The sequence below is a fragment of the Paraburkholderia sp. Cy-641 genome, from assembly GCF_011752945.1.
GTDB lineage: Bacteria > Pseudomonadota > Gammaproteobacteria > Burkholderiales > Burkholderiaceae > Paraburkholderia.
Window position 1 is genome coordinate 17797 of the sequence record NZ_VWWM01000067.1, and the last position, 20978, is coordinate 38774.

Here is a 20978-nt window from a genome sequence, read left to right on the forward strand (position 1 = left end):
GCGATGTGAGCCGGCCGTGGTTGGCTCGAATTGCTTGAAGGGTTACAGGTAAAGCCTGTAACCCTTTTCGCATTTGGACGTGGGGCAATCGCTATGGAGGAGGGTTTCATGATTTCCTCACGCGCGATTGCCGCGCCCAGATCGTCAATCGCCTCCTGCACCTGCGCACGCAACCATCTGTTGTAGGCGGCGGCACTCGCGTGCGTGACCTTCAGTGGCTCCGTGCGGTCAGGCCAACTTGGCCGCCCGAAGCCAACTTCATCCCGCCGCCGGGCTTCGAGCGAAGATCAGCCCGTCGGCAGGCCGAGTCCGCGAATCACCTCCAGCGTCTTGGCCGGCGGGCGGAAGGCCCGCGGGCGCCGGTTGTTCGACGTCACGAGCACCGCCACGCCCGCCGTGCGGGTTTTCCAGTTCGACGTAAATGCGCCACCTTCGGCCTTCAGGATGGGGGAGAGGACGCCGCCCGGTTGGGCAGCAGCGGTCGCTTGGGAGACGTCGAGCTTTTCATGGGACGACCTATAAATGATCCAGGCACGGTTAACGATGTACCGTGCCTGGATCATTTGTCGATCGCGACCACCACTTTACGTAACATTTCATCGCGCCCACGGCAAAAAAGAGCAGCTCATTTTTACATTTTCTCCGGTAATTTGTTAATATGCGCGCGCCCCATTTTTTATGAACTCCATGAAGCCCGAAGAAACCGTCCGACAAAAAGTGGTCGCCAAGCTCGAAGCATTTGGCTGGTCCGCAGATCGACTGCAGTGGAAACCTGAATGGCCCATCCCCGCTACCCCTCATGATCTGTCTAAGCGCGAACGAGGCCAAAAGTACAAGGTCGCAGGGTCAGCGGATCTCGTGGCATTCGCCGACGACAGTCATCAGTCTTATGCGTTGCAGGTTATCTTCGAGTTCAAGGCGCCGGACATCAAAGCTGGACGCGAGCAGCTGATGCGTTACCTCTCAATGGAGCCGATGGCCAAGCTTGGCTACTGGACGAACGGCAGCGCCAGCCTCGCCATCTATAAGCAGCACACCAATGACTGGATACAGATCGAGGGCGCGCCTCTTCCGCAGCCGGACGATGACCTGACGCGCCCACCGTTGGCTCCTCTGACGTGGAATGTATTGCGCCTTCCCACGGAGGTAGAGCTCAGCGCTACGCTAAAGCGCTTGGTCGCGACCGTGGTGGTACAAGACTCACGAGCAACGCGGCGCGAAGATCAGCTCCGCGAGCTGCTGCACGTCATGCTCGTGAAACTGGACAACGATGCCTATTTCTCTCTGCCGGTCCACGCTGATGCGCCAGTGCGCTTCCGCATCTACGGTGATGAGCACACCCGTGTCCAGAAGACCACGGAGGCGATCCGAAAGCAGTTCAAGGACTACTTCGCCAAGCAGCAGAATCGGGTCTTCAATCAGGACGACCGCGACGAGATCCAACTCACGGATGCCACGCTCTACAGCGTCGTTGCCGAGCTGTCGCCATTCCGGATCCTTGGCGACGATATGGAGGTGCTCTCTAAGGCGTTTCAGGTCTTCCGTGCAAGCGCGCTGAAGTCCGGCGAGGGCCAGTTTCTCACGCCGCAGCGTGTCATCCGTCCTTGCATCATGGCGCTCGAGATTACGTCCGAGGACACGGTCATCGACCCGGCGTGTGGCACGGGCGGCTTTCTCCATGAGGTTCTGCGCCAAGTCAAAGAGAACGAGTTTCCCGACGAGGCTCAGGCGTACCACATCGTCAAATACGCCAACGACAACCTCTACGGCGTCGACATGGACAGCATCGGGGTGAAGCTCACTAAGGCGCTTATGATTGCCTTTCGCGACGGCTCGACGCACGTTCTGCAGGGCGATTCGGTCCGGGTCCACAATTGGACGAACGGTTTTCCCCGCCTCCAGCAGGAACTGGGCAGCACACGCACTCCGGACGGTGTCGCTCGCAAGTTCACCGTTGTCGTGACCAACCCACCCTTTGGCGAGAACTTGAAGGTATCTGCTGCCGATGCGCGGGCAGGCAAATACACAATCGCGAAAGCGGCTGCAACCGGAAAGAAGGCCGAATATACCGAACTGGAGATCGGGTTGATCTTTCTTGAGCATGCCTACCGTCTGCTGCAAGTGGGCGGACGTGTCGGGATTGTGCTGCCTGAGACCTACTTCTTCTCGTTTAGCTACCGTTGGCTTCCTGAGTGGTTGGAGGGCCGTCTCAAACTCCGCGGTATGATGAACATCGCGATGGAAGCCTTCGAGGAGTTCTGTCGCGCCAAAACCAACTTTTATATCTTTGAAAAAATCGGCGAGCCCGCGGAGCAGGCGGCAAACGGCGAGGAGGCAGCATGATCCGTAAGCCCTCATGGTTCCGTGACGATGAGATCATGGTGTCGACGGCACCGACTTGTGGCCTAACGAAGGGTGGTCGGCTGCTGCCACTCGTTGACCGCACAACCGGCCAGCGTGTTCAGGTGCCAGATCCCGAGACCAAAGAACTCGTCGACGCAGTCGATGACCAGCTTAAAGTCGACATGGAGGCACTCCGTGCGGGTAGCTCTACGGCTACGCTTCGCTTCGTCAAGGCCGAAGAGGTCACAATGCGAAGTGCCGTTCCGATTTACTATGACCGGCGCTTCGACGACGCCTTCGATGACGCGATGAAGTCAGAGAAGTTCAAGGATTTCACGTCAATGACGATCAGCGAAATGGTCAAGGCCGGCTTGCTGACGATCCGCAACGGCCATGGTTCTCCGACGCAGAGCGTGCGGGTGGGCACGGTACCTTACATCAAGGTCAGCGACTTACGCGCGGGACTCGTCAACATCAATCCAACGAACCGTGTGCCGCACGCAGTTGCCGAGAAGTTCTGGCGGGGCAAGTCGTCTGGGCTCAACGCTTGGGATCTCATCTGCCCGGAGCGGACGTCGAAGAACATTGGCGACTTCTGTATGCTGATGCCCGGCCAGGAGCAGGTGGTCACGACGAAGGAAGTCATCGTCGTACGCCCCGGTGCGAAAGCCAACTTCGATCCGTTCTACCTGATGTGGGCGCTTACGCTCAGCATCGTGCGGGATCAGTGGCGACGGGTCATTTTCATGCAAACGAATCGTGAAGACGTCGGGGATCGATATCTCGACATTCGAATCCCTATTCCGCGCGACGCTGAGCACGCCACCCAAGTGTCGCGGCCGTTTCGCGGCTACTACCAGAATCTCGCCAAAGCGCGCGACGAGCTTCGTACCTACTTCGCGGCAGAGCCGGATCACCACTTCTTCATTGGCACCGCCGAAGAGGGGTCCGGCGACATCGAGGATCAGGAAGAAGATAACGCCTTCGAAGAGCAGCGTTCCTAACACCGGCCAGCGAAACTGGTGATACCCAAATAAAAAGCCGGCCTGAGCGGCCGGCTTTTTCAAGAGAATCTTGGTGGCGGATTTGGCCACTGCCTGATGCGTCAAAGTCTGCGGCGACTTAGTATCTGCTGTGTTCGGCCAACATCTCGTCGTTTTCGATCCACAGCAGGGAAAGCACTTGCCCGTTGGAAATGCGAATTGCATCTTCTACGATATCGAAATGTTCGGCGCCTTTTTTGTCGAACCAAGCCTCTGCCCCAATCTTCTGGGCTCGAGTTCGCTCCTTTGCTCCAAATAGCCGATCAAAAGCCAGCGAGTCCGAATCCAGTTCTTTTTGGGGAAACCATCTATCTGGCACATCGCGCGACCGCTTGAACCAGACACGGCCACCTGCAGCATGGCAAACGAGAAGCAACGGCCATGCATTCGCGTCGACCAGCCGGATTGCCGTTGCAGTCAGACTTGTCTGAAATCGGTCAGCCAGTTCTTTGACCGAGTCAAAAGTCGGGCGTTTGATCGTGCGTGCAAGCGGTCGAAACATGTACGCAGGCATGAGAAGATCCGCCGCATAGCTGTCCGCCTCCCGCTCTTCCGTCGATTTGCTACTGTATCGCTCAACCATGTCGTCGGCCCGGCACTCAAATGATCTTCCCCGATGATGGTTCCAATGACCTAACTCGTGCGCCAGCGAAAATCGCTTTCGCCTGTCTTCGGTTGAAGAGCGGATGGTGACGATCGCACGGTTACCCACTCCAACGAGTCTGGCTTCACATCCGCTAATGTCTTTGTACTGGACGCGTACGCCCTCATCCCAGGCAATGGCCTCGAGGTCAATTTCCTCGGGCTCGGAAATGCCAAGTTCCATAAGACGCTGTTCCGCGCGGGAGAAACTCACGAGCAGGGTCATAGGTCTGAATCTTCCGGAAAGGCTCCGAGTTCCTTAAGATCAGTCACGATAGAGAGGATCTCCGCTTCGCTGATGTCTTCGAGATTACGGGCTGCCAGCGTAAATTGTTTTCCGAATGATGGATCGTTGGCAGAGATTTTTTTTAACAGCGCTCTAGCCTTGGTTATGTCGATCTCAGGGCGGGCTGTGGCACCAGCCAATCGCTCTCTGTCCAAGGCCTGTCGGGCTGCTTCAACTCTCAATCTACCTGCTGCTTTCTGAGCTGATAGATACGCATCCTTCGCCATTTGTCCCGCGCCCGTCAAAGACGTGTCTGACTTGGCATCCTCAAGCAGCTCTTTCTCCGGGGTCTGAAGAAGTTCATCGATATAAAGGTCCGCAATCGGCCTGATTTTGCTAAGGGGATCTGTTGGCTTGATCGTCATCACGTATTGCCCCCAATGTTCAACTTGTCGAGCCGCCGCCGAATCAACCGAAGCACACTTGCATATTGCACCGGCCCGAGCCCGGTAATCGTCTGGATTTCGTGAGGAGTCAAGCCATCTGCCTGACCCATCATGACCATCTGCGCCATCTCGTGGTCGCTGAACATCTCGTCGATGGCCGACGCGGTCTGATTCGCGAGCAGGATTTCATCGGGGGTTGCCTTGTCCTGTTGTTGATCCAGTAGCGATGCATGTGCCTCATCGTCAGGATCGACGGTAACCGCCTGCGCGAGCACATCTCGCCAGCGAGCCCTGAGAATTGCATCCTGATGGCTCCGCATCGCGTTAACGAGAAAAACCACCACGGATACGTTGCGAGGGCAACGTCGCTTGCCTGCCAAGGCTCGTGCGAGGGCCTCCTGCAACAGGTCTTTACCTTCGGTGGCCAGCCCCCAGCATAAAGCGTTGGCGGCCTTTCCGACCTTGATCCAGTCCCCGTCCGTAAACGCGTCAAGCATGCTTCTCAGCTCGTCTGTTGAAAAGACGTCTTGTTCTGCCATCTCGCCCTCACTCTGTATGTCTAGGCTCTCCCCGCTGGCCCTTGCAGACACACGAAAATATTTTTATTGCGATGTCTGAGCGCGCTATCCGCCGCAGCCATCAGTAATAAGGATTCGTGTTTCGATCCTTACCCGACAGAAATTTACCATCAAGGAATCGCTATGGCGGACGTTCGAATCACCTGTATTACCAAATCCATCCCGCACGGGGGCCACGAACACATTACGCACGTGGGTAACCCCGCTGGCAACTGGCGATGGCCTGTCGAGAACGTAATCAGCAGCATTGACAGCAAAACCAATACGTTCTTCGTCCAGGACCCCCACACGGGCAAGCGCGCCATCGTTGGCGTAGTGCGCCCCAACGGCTTGCGCCCGTACATCCGGACTTACGCCGACGGGGTGTGGAATGACAATCTGCTCGCCCAATCGCAGTGTGCCTAGTACTTGGCTGCTGAACTGCTCGTCGCAAGCAAGGCGGCAATGCCGTCTTGCGACGTCAATCTGAAGAGGACGCTATATGCCACGCTTTCGAGTTGCTCACGTTCGTGAACAAGGGATTGACCTGATTATCGTTCCGCTGGCCAGTGATTTTGGCCAGAAAGGGAGTTCAGAACAACAGGAAGTCATTGCTGAGTTGCAGATCCGTGCACAGTCTGCCGGGTACCGTCGTGCCTGTATGGAATTCCAGCGGCCGGTCAAATTTCATTGCGCCAAACAACTGGCATCCGTTCTTCCGGAGCCTTACCCTGGTTGCAATCGAGGCCAGCATTAACCGCGAGATTTACTGGTGACCGAGGTCGACCGGAGCGGCCGCATGTCGAAGATTCGGAACATTTGATTGCCGCGTCCTTCTTACCATCTGGCGCCGCCTTGTGCGCTGCGTGCCAGCGATCCAGAATCGCGTTCCCTTCATCGACGTTGCTCATCAGTCTCTCGTATATGTGATAAAGGACATTATCAAATATAGAATAGGATAAAGGGCCGGATTCACCAAATGCCAGCTTCTCGTCATGCTTCGGGCTAGGCGACGTAGACCGTACCTATCCATTGTCGTATAAGATCGCGTTACGCTGAACGATTCCGATTGTCTTCAACTGCCACCTATATTCGGGGGCCGTACGCGTACCGGCACCACCGGGTACCCATGCAACATAGGACAACGGCATTGCGCCTGGATTGAACCTTGCCGAGCGCATTGCTCTTATCGAAATCGAGCGACCGCGGTTTGCAACGTATCCAGCCACGCTACCGGGCAATTCCTGAGCGATAACCTACCAAAAAGATATGAAACACTCCTTTCAGGCGAGAGCGCATGTCCTGAAGCTGCTGGGCGACGAACTGATCGGCGATGATCGTCTAGCGGTCTTCGAACTGGTCAAGAACGCGTACGACGCAGATGCGACCAACGTCCAAGTTACCGTTGATCTCAATGCACCCGAACCTTATATATCTGTTGAGGACAACGGCACGGGTATGGATCGAGACACGATCGTAACTAAATGGCTCGAAATCGGAACCCCGTCCAAGCGCGGCGCAAACAAGGTAGTCAGTAAGCGCTTCTTGCGCTATCCACTCGGAGAAAAAGGAGTCGGCCGCCTCGCTGCGCATAAACTCGGAACTCAGCAGCGTTTGTTATCCCGCGCCGAAAATAAAAGAGAATGCTTCGTTAAGGTTGATTGGAGTGAAAATCTTTCCGGGGACAAGAGAATCGACGAAACCTCAGTGGATATCCGTGAGCTTTCACAGCCTCTCAAGTATAAGGAAAATCGTACGGGGACGTGTCTGAAGATAACTCAACTCGAGAGAGCCGAGTGGACAAGAAGAGATATTCGGTCATTAAAAAAACTAATATCCACTCTCGTTAGCCCCTTTGCATCTGTGGATAGTTTTTCGGTGAAGCTCGACGTACCGGGCAGAGAATCATGGCTCAATGACATTTTTGATGTTGACGACATTCTTGATAATGCAATCTGGAAATTTAGCTTTTCTATTGTAAACGCGAAAATTAGCTGGAAATATGAATTTAGTCCTCCCAGCATGTCTGGCGTGGAAAAGAGGACTGCCTCAAAAGATGATGATTCACTTCGTCTGATCGAGTTATCCGCAGAAGACAGGAAGCGGCTCGATCGAGACGATGAAAGTATTTCACTCATTAGTTCTGATCTAAATGGCATAGGCGATATTACTGGACATTTCTTTGTGTACTATCGTCGAGCCGATCTGATGAAAAAGATTGGGAATACTCAGCAGCTGAAAGAATATTTGGATGAGCAAACCGGGATACGTGTGTACCGCGATGGCATTCGCGTATATAACTACGGTGAGGCAGGCGACGACTGGCTTGGATTGAACGTTCGACGGATCAATCGGCCCGCGGAGCGCATGGCAACCAACTCAGTGATTGCAGCAATCAATCTCAAGCTAACGGACAGCGATCAACTCAAAGAGAAAACAAATCGGGAAGGGTTTGATGAAAATCCTGCATTTCTGAGGTTTCGACACATCATCCAAAGCGTCGTCGAATTACTTGATATTACACGGCAGGATGATCGTCGCCAACTTGACGCTGCACTTAAAGGAAAAGGCGAAGCCACGCCACATCCGGAATCATTCGAACATGCGGTCGATATTGTCAAAAAAGCAATCAAAGATAAAGGGCTTGAAGGGGATCTTAAACCGCACATTGACACGATCGAAAGAGAATATAAACAGGTTCGCAGTGTAATGGTGAGCTCAGGTCTTGCCGGACTTAACTTGGCCACGATTTTCCATGAAGTCGAGCGAGAAATTGGTGCAATAAATAAGGGGATTGAAAACAACGAGTCGTTGGACTCGCTCAAGAAGCGCACCGGACATTTGGTGAGTCTCTTGGATGGTTTTGCGCCGCTTTTGAAGCGCAATAGCCAGAAGCGGGCAACCGCATATTCGCTCGTAGACCGAGCGTTTACTCTCTCTAAATCACGGCTCGCACACCATAAAATACATTTTTCGTCGCCGCTACTGTCCGGAGAGGTCGATGATTTCGTAACAGAGTGCCCGCCTAATCTAGTGATCGGCGCGCTTAGAAATTTGATCGACAACGCTATCTATTGGGCTCGGGCTCGTGCCGAAGAAGATCCTTCGGATTCTCGCCCACCTTTTGTATACATAACAGCATTCGCGGATTCGGCGGAAAGCCATGCAATAGCCGTCGTCGACAACGGACCGGGATTCGAGCTCCCAGTTGATATGGCCACCCAGCCCTTTGAAACCACGAAGCCCGGCGGCATGGGACTCGGCCTGTACTTCACAAACCTTGTGATGGAATCAATTGGTGGCTCTTTTTCTGTCGTGTCTGCTGAGGAATTGCGTGATTACATTCAAATTCCCACACCGCTCGATGGGGCAGCTGTAATTCTAAAATTCAAAAACAAATGACCACTTCTTTGGGCCTCATTCGAACAGTAATCGTTGATAACGATGAAACTGAACTTCAGGAGTTAGTGACAGGTATGCATGAGGCGCATATCCCAGTCGTGCCGTTACGGTATTCTGTCGACGCGGGCGTGATCGGGGTGCCTGACCACAAGTCGTTATGCATTCGGTTACTCTTCGTGGACATGAATCTTGCCGATTCATCTGCGCCGTCGCCGAAAGACATAGCACCTACCATCGCAGAAGTTATCTCGGCAGTTGTTCCACTAGATAACGGACCATACGCTCTTATATTCTGGTCCAAACACAGGCATCTTGTAGACGAAGTTCTTCAGATCCTAGGAGAGCGCCACGCCGAAATTCCGATGCCGATCGTAGTCAGCGCTCTGGACAAGAACGATTTCAAGATGCCGGAGTCTGCCGATGCCCGCAAAGCCTGGCTAGAAGGGTTGCGAAAAGGCATCGACAGTGTCGTTCAGACATCGCCTCAGTTGACGGCGCTGATGGCATGGGAACGCGAAATCGGAAGGGCGGCGTCAGCTACGCTTCATGCGCTAACGAAAGTTCTGTCTCCTTCGATACCTTGGGATATTGCTAAGCATGCGGATAACCTGAGCGCAGTCCTCGGACGGATCGCCCAAGAGGCGACTGGAAGAAAGAATGCGGCAGACCGACCCGATGAAGCTATCCATCTCGGGCTTCAGCCAATGCTCGTGGATAATCTCGAGCGCAGCTCAGCTACGGCCGACGGAATACGCGAAATGTGGACGGCGGCGATGCCACAAGTCAAATCAAATAGTCCAATCGCCTTTGGCGAAAACGGTGCTGATAGACGACTAAATGCGTTTTATTGCGTGTCGGAGATTACGACGCAAATCGAAAAGACAGATCGGGGTGCATTTGTCGCGATTTCCGATGACCATCTTAACGACGATTGTTTCAAATCGCATTTCGGAAAAACAGTAGCGGAACTATCTGAAGAATTCGTCGATGTCTCGGGCCTTACTCGGACCCAAAAGAGCGAAATCAGAAAATCAGTTAAATGGGGTTTTATTGAGATAAGTGCAGATTGCGATCACGCACAGAGAAAGTCGAGGCTATACCGCTACGTCTTGGCGGCACTCGTGCCGAGCGACAGAGAAGACAACACCAAATTTAAGGGGATGGACGGTTCCATAACGGACAGGCGTCATAACGCTATTTACCGAATGCCAGAAATCGAACTGGCAGATGGAAAACCGTTGGTATTATTCGCAAACTTTCGGTACTTGCTCGGACTTCCGGCGAAGGCGAGCATACTAGGTGATGTAGTGCTTCGGATACGCAGCGGGATCCTCGCGGAGCTGATTCATAACTACTCTCGGTACGTCGCCCGCCCGGGTGTCGTTAGTTTTTCCCATGAATCGTGAGAACCCCATCGAATCATGTCGTCCCGACCGGTGTGGAAGGGGCGACAATTCACGAAAATATTAAATTGCCGGCCTGCATCATTTCAAATCATGCCGGCGTCCCCGGAGGCATCATTTGCCATACGTTTTTGGAAAAGCTCCCACCGAAGGCCAAGTGCAGTGCGGTCGGGCCCATTGACTCCGTTCGTGAAGAGTGGTGCTCCATGAAAATGGCCGTAGCCCATCTCGTGTAAGGCGGGATGAATCGCCACGGTCAGAGTGATTGGGTGGACCGCTAACAGCCAAAGGTCGAACAGGGTGTGAAGATCGCTACGTAGCAGCAGCCCGTTGTGCGCACCATTATCGTTCGATTTGGCATAAGGCATGATGTGTGCGGCCTCGAGGAGGCCGGGAAACGCACATCGGCTGATTTGACATGTGTTTCCATACTGTCGAATTAGCCGATTTCGGAATTGAGCTTGTCCGCGTCGCAAGTTCACTTCACGCACAATTCGTCGGCGCGTTTCGATTATCGATTCTGCTATTTCGTCATCGGCGTCTTCCGGCGTGATCGCACTCGCGTAATCAACAATAAACTGCCGACCACGCAGGTCATCCAGAAATAGGTGTTCGATCTTTGCAAGGTCGAGCTCCTTTATGGACATCTGGTCGCTGGGGCGTAAGACGGCGTCGTTGACGTCCCGCAACGTCAGCAATCGCGGCGCAGGACCAACGGTTTTAGCGTAGTGCGCCTCGAATGTCTTGACGCGAATCGCTTCCCGCGTCGGAGTGTCGAAGGCATGCCGTTCGCGGCACGCCCACCGCGGGAGCATTGTTATTCGCTCCTTGATTTGGCTCGTACCGCAAGTTGGACATCGCAACCGTTCTTTCTCGCCATCGCCGGACACAATGCGCTCAATTCTCGCAATGCCTAGAATAACCGTCCTAGAGCGTAAGATTATTACGTCACCCTCCGACACCTGACGGTGATTTGGAACGTTGCTGTCGTAACGGTAAACCGATAACGGATCGTCAATGTATCCGGAATTTCCACCGTATTGACGCGCCCCATCAATGGTTAGAAACGACCATGCTCGCGGAGTACTCACGTTTCCCCTGACAGTTGAAAAATTATTTTATAAATGCTGGTTTCGCCGGGTGTTGCTTTCAGTTCGCCACCAACGCTCTTCATCATAACGCAACGCCGAAGAGCCTTGACCTCGATTACCTCTGAACGAAAGGCTGCATCCCCGGAGCATTTTCCTTGTTGTTCTCCGACCTCGTTTAAAGAGATTCAGCGACTAGATTTTCTCCGGAAGCGCAAAGCAACATGCGGATAGATCGATACCGGCCAACGTGTGGACGAGGGAGCGATCGAATACCTAGGCCGCCTTCCGGTGCACAATTTCCAGAGAAGTCGTAATCGAGCCGCACAAGTCTTTGGTGGTCAGGACGTGCTTGCGTTGAGCGCGTGCCACAACCGTCGCCCACCTGCGCACCCTGAGCTGTGCAGTGTTTGCAGGCATAGCCCACTTGAGTCTTGTACTGCCTGGCGACGTAATTGGCTGTCACGCCCGCGCTATCGATCTATTTCTCCCCGTGCATCCGTCAGCCGCACCATTCGCGGCATGCTTTGGCATCCAATGCAAACTTAGGGCCGCGCCTGTCCAGCGCTTCGGCCCATCGCCGCACTTCTTCTTTGGATGGGATCATGTTCGAGGGGCACTCTGAAAGAAAAAAGGTCAGGAAAGAGTCCAGATCCTGTTTCGTGCCGTTGTTGATCTTGTCCAAATACGCGTCGAGGTTGTCTGTTGGCATATGGGACTCCCTGTTTCTCGTATTTTGCGCTAGAAACCACGATCCCTGGCAACCGTGCTCGCGCTTCTTGACAGCCGAACTTGAGGTTATCTGATCGCGCCCCCGGAGCAAGCCCCCTCGGACACTCGGCATTCGTGTGACGCAATCAAGCATTCTCGGCCGATCAGTCCAACGCAGCGCGATCGAAGGCGCCGAAACGGGCCGAGTCGTGTCGGCGTATGCCTTGCCGGACGCACACGTCACTTCAAACCGAGTGCCCCCATGGCCGATGGTCGATATCGGCGAACTAGCTGCGGACTCTGTTCTCGATGTGGGCCTTCGACTGCTGACATGGCTAATCGCGGCGCGCCTGGTGGAAATTGCATAGGATTGCAACTGTACGCAACTATCAAGAACTGCGTTGAAAAATGAGCAATTTTTCACTTTGACGGCGGCTTAATCCTCAACTATTGTTGTTTCAACATCCGCAATTCGGCTTGTAACATGAGCACTCCCTTCGCCGTGTTCCTTCGAGGTTTGCGCCTGCGATCCGCGTTATCACAGGCTGAACTTGCACAAAAATTAGGGTATGAGCAGGCCTATGTTTCCGCGCTCGAACTAGGCACCAAGCCTCCGAGCGCCGAATTCCTGACCAGGCTCAAGGAGCGTTTGGCACTGGTCGACGCCGATCGGCAGGAAATGCAAAGGGAATTACAGGACTCGCCGCGACGACTAGTGATCCCGGCGGATCTGCCGACCGACGAATACCGGCTGTACGCGGAGTTACAAAGGAAGATTGGGCGGCTGCTGCCCACCCAGATTGTCACCCTGCGCGCCATCGTCCGCATGGATGAGGAAATGACCGCGCGGCCCCGCTATGGCGTCTCAAGGGTGCGGCGCAAATCAAAGGAGGGCACTGAAATGTAAAACGGGACAAACCTTGCGGCCTGCCCCGTCTTGGGAATAGCGAACGCTACTCCGGATCGCACCTTCAGTATCGTTCGCCATCGTTCCAAGGTCAAGCCGGCCGCCCTCAGCCCCACACTTCCTCCAGGTCGATAACGCCGGGCGTTGAGCGTTATTACGCCTGCAAATCGGTGTTATGCCGCGATTACGACATTGAGCGCGTGTCGGGAATGCGTTCGCCCCTCATAAGCTTGGGGCACGCATACTTGGACGCGATTCGGAGAAGCGAAAATGGACGAACGACACAAGCGAGCTGGACGGGCTCCCATACCGCGGCCCGCATATCATCAAACGCGAAATCCGGTAACCCCTTCTGGAAGGGGGTTCAGAGCGAAATTTTTCTCCCGGAAGAACCGGCGGCTGGTACGTTGTGAGAGCCTGCTTGAATTCGACGCATTGTTTCTCATGGAATTCGCACGCGGCATTCGCCGCTTTGAAGAGCAACCCATCACGGTCGAGTATCTGCTTGGCGTGCGAAAACGGATATACACCCCGGACTTCAGCGCCGAATGGGGAGACGGCCGGCGTTGGTTCCTGGAAATCAAGCCATCGGAAAAGCTCGTAGAGCCTTTTAACGCTGAGAAGTTCGACACGCTCACACAATGGTTCGCCTCCAGAGGCGAGCGTTTTGTCGTCTTGACCGAGCAGCAGATTCGGCGCCCCGTCAGGCTCCGCCAGATATGTGACCTGTTGCGCGAACGCGTTACAAAAAGCTCAAAAGAGGCTGGCTCTTTTCTTCCCTGTGTCGGAACCGGCGTCTCCATTGCAGAAATGCGTGCTGCCAGCGTTGATGAGAAACTGATCCGGCAGTTACTTGCCGACAGATCACTCGTGTGCGATCTGGACTCCGTCATCGACGATCGGACCATTGTTCTCCCCTATGAGGAGGCCGATGATGTCGCGCTTTTCATTTAAGAATGGCGAATGCCTTTGCCTTGATGGCAGTGTTTATCGTATTTCTCAAGTAATTGGCTGCCGTGTCCAACTCACATCATTCGACGACGCATCCATCACCGCACGCGACATTGACGATCTGCTTGCCCGGTTCGCAGATGGGCAGTTGAAATTTCTGGATGAGAAAGAGGTCAGCATTGAACAACGTGATCTCGAACAAAGCAGGACGATGGAGCGAGGACTAGCGGACTTCTCTGACAAGATCCAGCGCCTGACCCTGCGAAGATACAAACTTCTGCATGAGATCTGCCCGGATGGTCGATTGACGATTCCCCGGGCGGCTCTGCCGGATATTTTGCGAAGCGTCTGGGAAAAAATGGAGCCAGCGATACGAGGCGAGCGTCCGCCGTGCGTTGCAAGTTTCTATCTGTGGCGGCGTTCATGGGTGCATGCAAAGTTTGATGTCCGCGCGCTCATTGATCGGTGGGAAAATCGGGGGCAAAAGCCAAAACCGATACCCGAAAGGCTCGCTGAGCTGATTGACGAGGGCATCGAAAAGATATTCCTTACTCCACAACGGGAGTCCCTTACCGAAACGTTGGACTGGATTCAGTTTGAGATTGAAAAGGAAAACCAACGTCGAGTACCGGAGGAAGCACTGCCATCAGTGTCCCGGCGTATGCTCAAACGCGCAGTTGCTCGGATCGATCGGTATGCAATTCTAAAAGCGCGTTTCGGGGAACGATACGCTCGGGAAGCGAGCCGGGTCTATAAGAAAGGGCCCACCTGTACACGGCCGCTGGAGCGCGTCGAAGTCGATAACACTCCGCTAGACATTCTCGTAATCGATTCCAGCACTGGACTCTTGCTGGGGCGACCATGGATTATGGCAATGATCGATGCATATTCGCGAATGGTTGTGGGCATGCATATTTCATTCAGAAGGCCGAACGCTCTAACAGTCCTGCGCTGCCTGAAGCACGCGATCCTGCCCAAGAACTATGTCAAGGATCGGTTCAAATCGGTGAATGGTGAGTGGAAGGCATACGGGTTGGTCCACCAACTTGTTTGCGACAACGGTCTCGAGTTTCATGCGAAGGACGTTGAAGTGGCGTGCGCGGATCTTGGTATTCACGTCATCTATTGCCCTACCCGATCACCGCAGATGAAGGGACGCATTGAGCGGTTTCTGAAGACACTCAATTACGGACTTGTCCATCTTCAACCGGGGACAACATTTGCAAAATATGAAACGCGACACACGTATGACTCGGAGGCAAAAGCCGTCGTAACACTCGAAGCGTTGCACGAGATCGTGCACCGTTGGATCATTGATATATATTCAGTGACATTTCACCGAGGAATTCTTAGTATTCCTAAACAGAAGTGGGATGAGGGGATTGCAACGAATTTTCCTAAACTGCCTCCTTCCATTGATTTCATCAACATATATCTCGGAGAGTCGAAAACCAGAGTACTCACGAAGAATGGAATTGAAGTGAATTCACTTCAGTACGCATCGCTCGCGCTTGAGAATCTGCGGCGGCGATGCGGGGATGTCGAAGTTACGGTGCGCAGCGATCCCGACAATCTCGGAACCATTTTCGTTCTCGACGAAGAAGCTCGGCAATATGTCGAAGCGAAGTGCACGCTACCGGAATATGCCGAGGGAATCACGGCGGAGCAACATTCCTGGATGCTTCGAAAGGCACGCAAAGACTATAAGACCTCGCCATTTCGCCACGCGCTGTTGGCCGCTAAGGCTGCGCTGCGCGAAGACACCGCCAAGCTTATCGAAGCAGGAAATTCAACGACGGCGAAGCGGAAAGGAAAGGCGAAGGTTAAACGCCCGAAAGCTAACAGGGTGGAGAGGGAGCTGATGGTTCAGAACGAGGAAACCCGTCCAGAACTACCTCTCGAGCCAGAACCAGACGAAGATAAATCACCAAATTCGCAGCAAGACGATCAGGACGAGTGCGTGGACGTTCCATTGTTTCCGACAAAGCGTGCGCCGATTTCGCGCGATATCCCCCAACAGGAATCGGTATGAACCGATTTCAGCGAATGCAAATCAACTGGCCACGCCTTCGAGTGGAGCGTTCATCATGACCGTTACGGATTGCAACGTTACTCCTGACGCTGATCAACTGGCTTCCAATAGTCTGCAGTCGCCGGAGGTCAGCGCGCCCGACGAAACTTCCTCAGAGCTGGTTGCTACAGTACGCAATACGCTCATCGAACACCCGGCATTTGCCTTAGGCATCAGCGCGATCCGGCGATGCCACCGTATGGGGCGCTTCGGGCTCGGGGAGCCAGGATGTCTCTTGATCATGGGCGTTTCCGGCAGCGGCAAATCTACGCTACGAAAAGAATATGCGAGACATTATCCACGGCGTGAGACCGATGAAGGGACCGTCATACCGGTACTGCATCTCGAGTTGCCGGCGCAACCTACAATCAAGAACGTCGCGGAGCGCATTCTCCTGGCTTTGGGTGACCCACTATTCGCGCGAGGGTCTGCCGAGGCTATGACGGCTCGCATAATTACATTATTCCAAAATTGCTGTGTCGAGCTGGTTATCCTGGATGAATTCCAACATTTTATCGATCATTCGCGGGAAAAAATCGAAGCGAAGGTTGCTGATTGGCTCAAGCATCTAGTGAACGCAACCAGGGTACCTTTTGTTTTGATGGGATTGCATCGCTGTCAGCGAATACTGCAAAGCAATGAGCAACTAAGGCGACGTTTTTCGCGGCAGATATCGCTTGAGCCCTTCGCAATAGTCGATCGCAAGGCGCGACGCGTCTTTGATGGCCTATTGCGCTCCATCTGGGGTACGTTGCCAGTTAAGTGTTCCCCAGAGCTCAGCAACGGTGGAGATCTCGTCGAGCATATTCATTTTGCCACCTATGGTTTGATGGGATACGTCATGACATTGATCACGACGTCTGTCGAGATCGTCCTTGAGGAAAATCTTCCCGCAATAAATCGCGATGTCCTTGGCAAGGCGTTCGCCGAAGCTATCTGGCCTGAGGGACGTGGACGCCTGAATCCATTCCATCCTCGATTCATTGGTCGACCACTTACGAATCCAGGGGAGCCGTTCTTTGGATACCAAAGCTAGTTTGCCCAAAAACCGATTTCTCGTACGTCCAAGGCCTGGGAGCGACGAACATCCGATGAGTTTTTTGCTGCGACTCGGAGAGGCGAACGGATACATAGACCGGACTGCGATCTGTGGCTTCGCCAAATCGCTCCTACGATCAATGCAATCGCAGAATGGCTTGGAAACCGTTGCATATAGCATCGACTTGGACCCTGGCGAACTGCAGGAAATGTTAGATCGGCCCCAGCTGATTCCAGACACCGCCGAGCGGCCTGGTCGGTTCGCGCGCCGATATTTTTTCAGGAATCAGTACAGCGTTTTCTGTCCGATATGTGTTCGGGAGCGCGGCTTCTTCAGATCAATATGGAACTTCCGTGCCGTGGCAGCCTGTGAGATACATGGTCTTTGGATGGTCGATCGATGCCCTAACTGCGCCTGTCTTGTAAGCTGGGAGAGACGCGGAGCGCTGCTGTGCGCATGTGGATTTGAACTTGAGCGGGCGAAGGCGAAGCAAGCACCGATGGACGTAGTGCTCATCACCAAACTTCTGGTTGCAGCTCTTGTTATCGAGTCGGAGAGTGACATGCTCGCATCGTCGCCCTTCTGCGAGGACCTTGCAAAGATGACGGCGTTGGAGTGGCTGGCGTTGTTTAGCTACCTCGCGTCCACCTCCCATGGTTCCCGGAGTTTTCATCCTTTTTACGACGACCACCTGAGCGTGGAGAAGGATGCGGTGCGTATAGCAGCACGAATTTTCCTTCACTGGCCGGAAAGTGTGTTTAAGGAAATCAGCACGTGTTGGGGCCGGATTGAGCTCCTGGGCCTCGAGCCATCTGTGATTTCCGTCAGACATCTCAGATCGCGTCCTCCAGTCGGACACGCGTTTCGTCTGGTCGGTCCAATGCAACTACCGAGGTTTATGCGCGATACGATTGGAGCCTACGTGAATGCTTTAACGGTCCACTCGCAGGGCATTGGATTGGCTGTCAACCCGGATTGCCTAGTCTTCAGTGGCAATGGTGTCCCCACAGTACGATCCATTAAGTCGGACCACGGCCACGGCACGACCACTGAGTCCCGAAATGCATGCGCCGTCTTGACTTTGTCGAATCGGGTTGAGGAGCTCCGGCGAGCCAATGTCGTGCTTCACGATTTCCGATCGGTCGAGCGTCTGATTCGGGCGACCCCGTACCAGCGTCGATTACTGATGCACTGTGGTTTCTTGCAGCCCCTAGAGGGGCGTATGCTGATCCTATCAAGCGAGGTCGATAGGCTGAGGGCGTGGATTGAGCGCACGGCCTGCGCGGTAACGTTTTCACCCTCGCTGGTCCCGCTTAGCTCGCTGTCTCCGAGTCGTGGAAAGCTGTTACAGCACGTGATCGCCGCAATCCAGTGTCGAACAATGTCACTCTTCCGCTCGTTGGGAGACGAGATATGGCTCGATAAGTGTTTTGTCGCTGAGCACTTCCTCAGCGGTTTCCCGACTTGAGCCATGACTACGCTATTGGTACGTCCGGCGCCGATAGATAGCGAAAGTGCTACCGGATATTTACTTCGACTCGCGGAAGCAAATGGCTATACCTCTCTGCTCGATCTGGATCTGCTGGTTTCGAACGAGCCCAGACTCGAAGATGTGGCGGGCATAGGCGCCCTGGTTGGCACGACGAGGCTGGGCAAGCTTCGCGGCGCTGTCACCGGTTTCCGCAATCTCAAGATGACGGACCCTGGCGGCTTGGATCAGCACTACTGGAACGGTCGACGTCCGCGATACTGCCCGGCTTGCCTTGCCGCTAATTCATACTGGCGTGCACAGTGGGATATAACACTCGTGACGGCCTGCCCCATTCACTGCGTCGAACTGTGCGATTCGTGCAGTAAATGCAATCACCCGTTGTCGTGGAAGCGAGCCAGCCTCGCTGCCTGCGATTGCGGAGCGTCTCTCGGAGATCGATCAGTAGTGCAGGCACAACCGGGATGTGTAGCGATAAGCCGGTACATATCATCGTCGTTCGAAACAACGCCTCCTGATGGTATTCCCGCTATCCAACCGCCGCTGAATCGATTGCGCTTGGCGGATTTTCTCGCCGTCTGTGTTTTTCTTGGGGGATACGCGCAGAACGACGTTCGGAAGCCTACAAAAATAGCGGATCTTCACGATGTAGCGATAGCGATCTCGTTTGCACAGGCCGCAGGCAATGCCTTGGACGCGTGGCCGTCGGGATATCGTACGTTGCTTCGGCACCTAGTTTCAAAAGATGGCGGTCAGGCATCTTCAAATCGATTGGCGCAGTGGTTTGGCTACTTCTACACCGCCTTGTACAAGCGGTTCGGCGACAGGCAGTTTAATTTTCTTCGCGACGAATTCGAGTCGCATATTCGCGACGAATGGCCTGGGCAGCTTGCAGAAAGGAACCGACGGTTTTCAAAGAGCACGCGGACGGAGCACAAGTGGATTTCACTTACCACTGCGGGCAAGACACTCGGAGTCAAACGCAGCATGGTTTGTTCGTTCATTGAACGGGGTATGCTTTGCGGTCAGTTGCATACTACCGCGACAGGACGAACATCTGGGACAGTGAGACGCGACACGCTGGATGAGCTGTGTGCGGAGAAGGCGCAGTGGCTAACGCTGACGGAGGCGCGCGAGGTATTAAATATCTCACGCAAGGGCGCATATGCCCTCCTGAATTCCGGGAAACTGCGCCCGGTGAGCGGGCCAACCATTGACGGCCGATCTATCTGGAGATTTGTCGCAAGCGAGGTCATCCAGCTTGCTTCGTAGGAACGAGCCGATCCGGAGGTCGATCAAACCAGACTCTGGGGGGGCATGCGAGAACCAATGGCAAGCGCGCGAGACGGCCACGCCGTCGCCGGCTTGAGCTTTTCGGAGCCGGCAACAGCGATGTGCACGGAGCACGCGTTGATATTGGCAATTCCGCTCGCCACCGGGCGACGCAGATCCTAGGCGCCGGTGCCGTCTGCTTAGCTGCGAGCGGATTGCCTCACTGGAGTCTGGCACCAGCGGAGTCGCAACTCACCATCGTCAGACAGAACGAACAACTGAGACGAGACGGCGAGCCAAAATTGAATGCTGACGGCCCAGGATGTGCCTAGAGTCTTCGCCAGTACGGTCGACCTCAATGTTCGATATCCAAAACGGAATCTCCAAAATTCCGCAAGGAGACGTTTCGCATGCTTAATCTCGTTGCAGTTCCACAAATGCCCCCAACGACTGACCCACTCATCGTTGAAGAACCAATTCTGGATCAGGGAGCTTCGTAACGACGTCTCATGGTTTCGCTCTTTGCCATCAGGCAAAACAAACTTGCCGGACAGAAAGACGTAATCCTCGACGGAGAATGAAAAATTATCGCCCGTAGGCGCGATGTCGAGCTCTGGTACGCTACCGAGAGACAGTACGATGGGTCGGGAATTTATATCTTGGAGACGGATGTGCTCTTGATACCGAATGCCCGCACCTCGAACTTCGAGGATCATATCCGCCGAACGTACCTCTGCACCATGCGTACGAAATGCCACCCGGCAGACACGCGGCTCAGGGTATGCTGGATGGGGGAAGCTGATGTCGTATTCGACACCGTCCCAAAGTGGCTTCCAGCTTGTGCCAAGGCCATTGCGTTTTAGCCAAACGGCATGCGATCGACGATATGTCGGCAGCATGAAGAGACGAGTCAGTTTGTCCCAGCATCAGCCCGCGACCTTGCCTACGCAGCGGGCGATCCCACGAATCAGCCCAAATGAAACGTGAAGCGCCATCAATTTTCCTATTTTTGTTAAACAGGAGCCAGATTAACGCCATCGTGTTTGCCACAAACGGGGAAAGAGAGACGGATTTCATTCGCATTTCCGTGAAATCACCGTCGCGAGCCGACAAACAGACTGCGCCCTTCGCGGCCAAAACTTAGATTCGGCGCGGCGCGCCAGCTGTCTCGCCGTCCGCTCAGTTTGCGTCACAACCATTGCGCGGCCCACGTCAAAGCGGTTCGCCCAAACCGCCATACAGTCCAAGCCGCGCGTGCGAGCTAGAGCGTGTTAGGCACTTTGGATAATGGGCACGGCATGAACAAGCATGAGCATAGCGAAGACGACGAAATGCAAGCCTGCCAGGGTTTCGGGCAGGCGTTCGTAGTCGCGTGCCAGCCGCCGGAA

Annotated in this window: 17 protein-coding genes and 1 pseudogene; 10 read left to right on the plus strand and 8 right to left on the minus strand. The window is 54.3% G+C overall.

All coding sequences use genetic code 11. From position 1 onward, the window contains the following. Positions 1–287 precede the first annotated feature (287 nt). Positions 288–563 (minus strand): hypothetical protein, encoded by a 276-nt coding sequence (locus tag F3J20_RS32285; RefSeq protein ID WP_240162929.1) that lies wholly within the window; start codon positions 561–563, stop codon positions 288–290. A gap of 124 nt (positions 564–687) precedes the next feature. Here F3J20_RS32285 and F3J20_RS27175 point away from each other — a divergent pair, with 124 nt between their 5' ends. Together F3J20_RS27175 and F3J20_RS27180 are read left to right on the plus strand one after the other, a co-directional pair. Continuing rightward, positions 688–2343, plus strand: a complete 1656-nt coding sequence (locus F3J20_RS27175) for an N-6 DNA methylase (RefSeq protein WP_167285312.1) — start codon at positions 688–690, stop codon at positions 2341–2343. Continuing rightward, complete coding sequence (locus F3J20_RS27180) at positions 2340–3347, plus strand: hypothetical protein (RefSeq protein ID WP_167285314.1); 1008 nt, start codon at positions 2340–2342, stop codon at positions 3345–3347. The genes F3J20_RS27175 and F3J20_RS27180 overlap by 4 nt, the downstream gene beginning before the upstream one ends. A gap of 118 nt (positions 3348–3465) precedes the next feature. Here the strand turns inward: F3J20_RS27180 and F3J20_RS27185 are convergent, their stop codons facing one another. From F3J20_RS27185 to F3J20_RS27195, 3 genes are read right to left on the minus strand one after another with little or no spacing between them, the layout of a single operon-like run. Continuing rightward, entirely contained in the window at positions 3466–4254 is a 789-nt protein-coding gene (locus tag F3J20_RS27185; RefSeq protein ID WP_205299384.1) for an ImmA/IrrE family metallo-endopeptidase, read from the minus strand. Then, on the minus strand, positions 4251–4682 hold the full coding sequence (locus F3J20_RS27190; protein WP_167285315.1) for a hypothetical protein: 432 nt from the start codon (positions 4680–4682) through the stop codon (positions 4251–4253). Before F3J20_RS27190 ends, F3J20_RS27185 begins: the two co-directional genes overlap by 4 nt. Then, the gene (locus F3J20_RS27195) at positions 4679–5239 is read right to left on the minus strand and encodes a sigma-70 family RNA polymerase sigma factor (RefSeq protein WP_167285317.1); all 561 of its coding nucleotides are present in this window, start codon (positions 5237–5239) and stop codon (positions 4679–4681) included. Before F3J20_RS27195 ends, F3J20_RS27190 begins: the two co-directional genes overlap by 4 nt. A 162-nt stretch (positions 5240–5401) precedes the next feature. Here F3J20_RS27195 and F3J20_RS27200 point away from each other — a divergent pair, with 162 nt between their 5' ends. Further along, positions 5402–5683 carry a DUF3892 domain-containing protein gene (locus F3J20_RS27200; protein ID WP_167285319.1) on the plus strand — a complete coding sequence of 94 codons (282 nt, stop codon included), beginning with the start codon at positions 5402–5404 and terminating at the stop codon, positions 5681–5683. A 254-nt stretch (positions 5684–5937) separates the two neighbouring features. Here F3J20_RS27200 and F3J20_RS27205 read toward each other — a convergent pair whose 3' ends face one another. After that, the gene (locus tag F3J20_RS27205) at positions 5938–6168 is read right to left on the minus strand and encodes a hypothetical protein (protein ID WP_167285320.1); all 231 of its coding nucleotides are present in this window, start codon (positions 6166–6168) and stop codon (positions 5938–5940) included. A gap of 358 nt (positions 6169–6526) precedes the next feature. Here F3J20_RS27205 and F3J20_RS27210 point away from each other — a divergent pair, with 358 nt between their 5' ends. Together F3J20_RS27210 and F3J20_RS27215 are read left to right on the plus strand one after the other, a co-directional pair. After that, positions 6527–8659 carry an ATP-binding protein gene (locus tag F3J20_RS27210; protein WP_167285322.1) on the plus strand — a complete coding sequence of 711 codons (2133 nt, stop codon included), beginning with the start codon at positions 6527–6529 and terminating at the stop codon, positions 8657–8659. Next, positions 8656–10065 carry a hypothetical protein gene (locus tag F3J20_RS27215; protein ID WP_167285324.1) on the plus strand — a complete coding sequence of 470 codons (1410 nt, stop codon included), beginning with the start codon at positions 8656–8658 and terminating at the stop codon, positions 10063–10065. Before F3J20_RS27210 ends, F3J20_RS27215 begins: the two co-directional genes overlap by 4 nt. Positions 10066–10148: 83 nt before the next feature. On the opposite strand, the gene F3J20_RS27220 is transcribed toward F3J20_RS27215, so the two are convergent. Then, positions 10149–10877 carry an HNH endonuclease gene (locus F3J20_RS27220; RefSeq protein WP_167285325.1) on the minus strand — a complete coding sequence of 243 codons (729 nt, stop codon included), beginning with the start codon at positions 10875–10877 and terminating at the stop codon, positions 10149–10151. 775 nt (positions 10878–11652) lie between these two features. Continuing rightward, the gene (locus F3J20_RS27225) at positions 11653–11862 is read right to left on the minus strand and encodes a hypothetical protein (RefSeq protein WP_167285327.1); all 210 of its coding nucleotides are present in this window, start codon (positions 11860–11862) and stop codon (positions 11653–11655) included. Between the two features lie 483 nt (positions 11863–12345). Between F3J20_RS27225 and F3J20_RS27230 the strand changes: the two genes are divergently transcribed. The 5 genes from F3J20_RS27230 to F3J20_RS27255 all read left to right on the plus strand — a co-directional run bounded on the left by F3J20_RS27230 (position 12346) and on the right by F3J20_RS27255 (position 19590). Next, positions 12346–12768 (plus strand): helix-turn-helix domain-containing protein, encoded by a 423-nt coding sequence (locus tag F3J20_RS27230; RefSeq protein WP_167285329.1) that lies wholly within the window; start codon positions 12346–12348, stop codon positions 12766–12768. A 444-nt stretch (positions 12769–13212) separates the two neighbouring features. After that, positions 13213–13722: a TnsA endonuclease N-terminal domain-containing protein gene (locus F3J20_RS27235; protein WP_167285330.1), complete on the plus strand. Its 510-nt coding sequence runs from the start codon at positions 13213–13215 to the stop codon at positions 13720–13722. Further along, positions 13700–15751 carry a DDE-type integrase/transposase/recombinase gene (locus F3J20_RS27240; protein WP_167285332.1) on the plus strand — a complete coding sequence of 684 codons (2052 nt, stop codon included), beginning with the start codon at positions 13700–13702 and terminating at the stop codon, positions 15749–15751. The genes F3J20_RS27235 and F3J20_RS27240 overlap by 23 nt, the downstream gene beginning before the upstream one ends. 55 nt (positions 15752–15806) lie before the next feature. After that, positions 15807–16826 carry a TniB family NTP-binding protein gene (locus F3J20_RS27245; protein WP_167285334.1) on the plus strand — a complete coding sequence of 340 codons (1020 nt, stop codon included), beginning with the start codon at positions 15807–15809 and terminating at the stop codon, positions 16824–16826. A gap of 1474 nt (positions 16827–18300) precedes the next feature. After that, positions 18301–19590, plus strand: a complete 1290-nt coding sequence (locus F3J20_RS27255; RefSeq protein ID WP_167285337.1) for a TniQ family protein — start codon at positions 18301–18303, stop codon at positions 19588–19590. 1271 nt (positions 19591–20861) lie between these two features. On the opposite strand, the pseudogene F3J20_RS27260 reads toward F3J20_RS27255, so the two are convergent. Further along, positions 20862–20978, minus strand: a pseudogene (locus tag F3J20_RS27260) (IS5/IS1182 family transposase); the annotation flags it as partial.

Excerpts from the sequence above, each read along its gene's own strand:
- F3J20_RS27255 (WP_167285337.1), top strand. The coding sequence starts at position 18,301 with ATGACTACGCTATTGGTACGTCCGGCGCCGATAGATAGCGAAAGTGCT.
- F3J20_RS27210 (WP_167285322.1), top strand. The coding sequence starts at position 6,527 with ATGAAACACTCCTTTCAGGCGAGAGCGCATGTCCTGAAGCTGCTGGGC.
- F3J20_RS27175 (WP_167285312.1), top strand. The coding sequence starts at position 688 with ATGAAGCCCGAAGAAACCGTCCGACAAAAAGTGGTCGCCAAGCTCGAA.
- F3J20_RS27230 (WP_167285329.1), top strand. The coding sequence starts at position 12,346 with ATGAGCACTCCCTTCGCCGTGTTCCTTCGAGGTTTGCGCCTGCGATCC.
- F3J20_RS27195 (WP_167285317.1), bottom strand. The coding sequence starts at position 5,239 with ATGGCAGAACAAGACGTCTTTTCAACAGACGAGCTGAGAAGCATGCTT.
- F3J20_RS27180 (WP_167285314.1), top strand. The coding sequence starts at position 2,340 with ATGATCCGTAAGCCCTCATGGTTCCGTGACGATGAGATCATGGTGTCG.
- F3J20_RS27185 (WP_205299384.1), bottom strand. The coding sequence starts at position 4,254 with ATGACCCTGCTCGTGAGTTTCTCCCGCGCGGAACAGCGTCTTATGGAA.
- F3J20_RS27240 (WP_167285332.1), top strand. The coding sequence starts at position 13,700 with ATGATGTCGCGCTTTTCATTTAAGAATGGCGAATGCCTTTGCCTTGAT.
- F3J20_RS27205 (WP_167285320.1), bottom strand. The coding sequence starts at position 6,168 with ATGAGCAACGTCGATGAAGGGAACGCGATTCTGGATCGCTGGCACGCA.
- F3J20_RS32285 (WP_240162929.1), bottom strand. The coding sequence starts at position 563 with ATGATCCAGGCACGGTACATCGTTAACCGTGCCTGGATCATTTATAGG.
- F3J20_RS27220 (WP_167285325.1), bottom strand. The coding sequence starts at position 10,877 with ATGCTCCCGCGGTGGGCGTGCCGCGAACGGCATGCCTTCGACACTCCG.
- F3J20_RS27245 (WP_167285334.1), top strand. The coding sequence starts at position 15,807 with ATGACCGTTACGGATTGCAACGTTACTCCTGACGCTGATCAACTGGCT.
- F3J20_RS27235 (WP_167285330.1), top strand. The coding sequence starts at position 13,213 with ATGGAATTCGCACGCGGCATTCGCCGCTTTGAAGAGCAACCCATCACG.
- F3J20_RS27225 (WP_167285327.1), bottom strand. The coding sequence starts at position 11,862 with ATGCCAACAGACAACCTCGACGCGTATTTGGACAAGATCAACAACGGC.
- F3J20_RS27200 (WP_167285319.1), top strand. The coding sequence starts at position 5,402 with ATGGCGGACGTTCGAATCACCTGTATTACCAAATCCATCCCGCACGGG.
- F3J20_RS27215 (WP_167285324.1), top strand. The coding sequence starts at position 8,656 with ATGACCACTTCTTTGGGCCTCATTCGAACAGTAATCGTTGATAACGAT.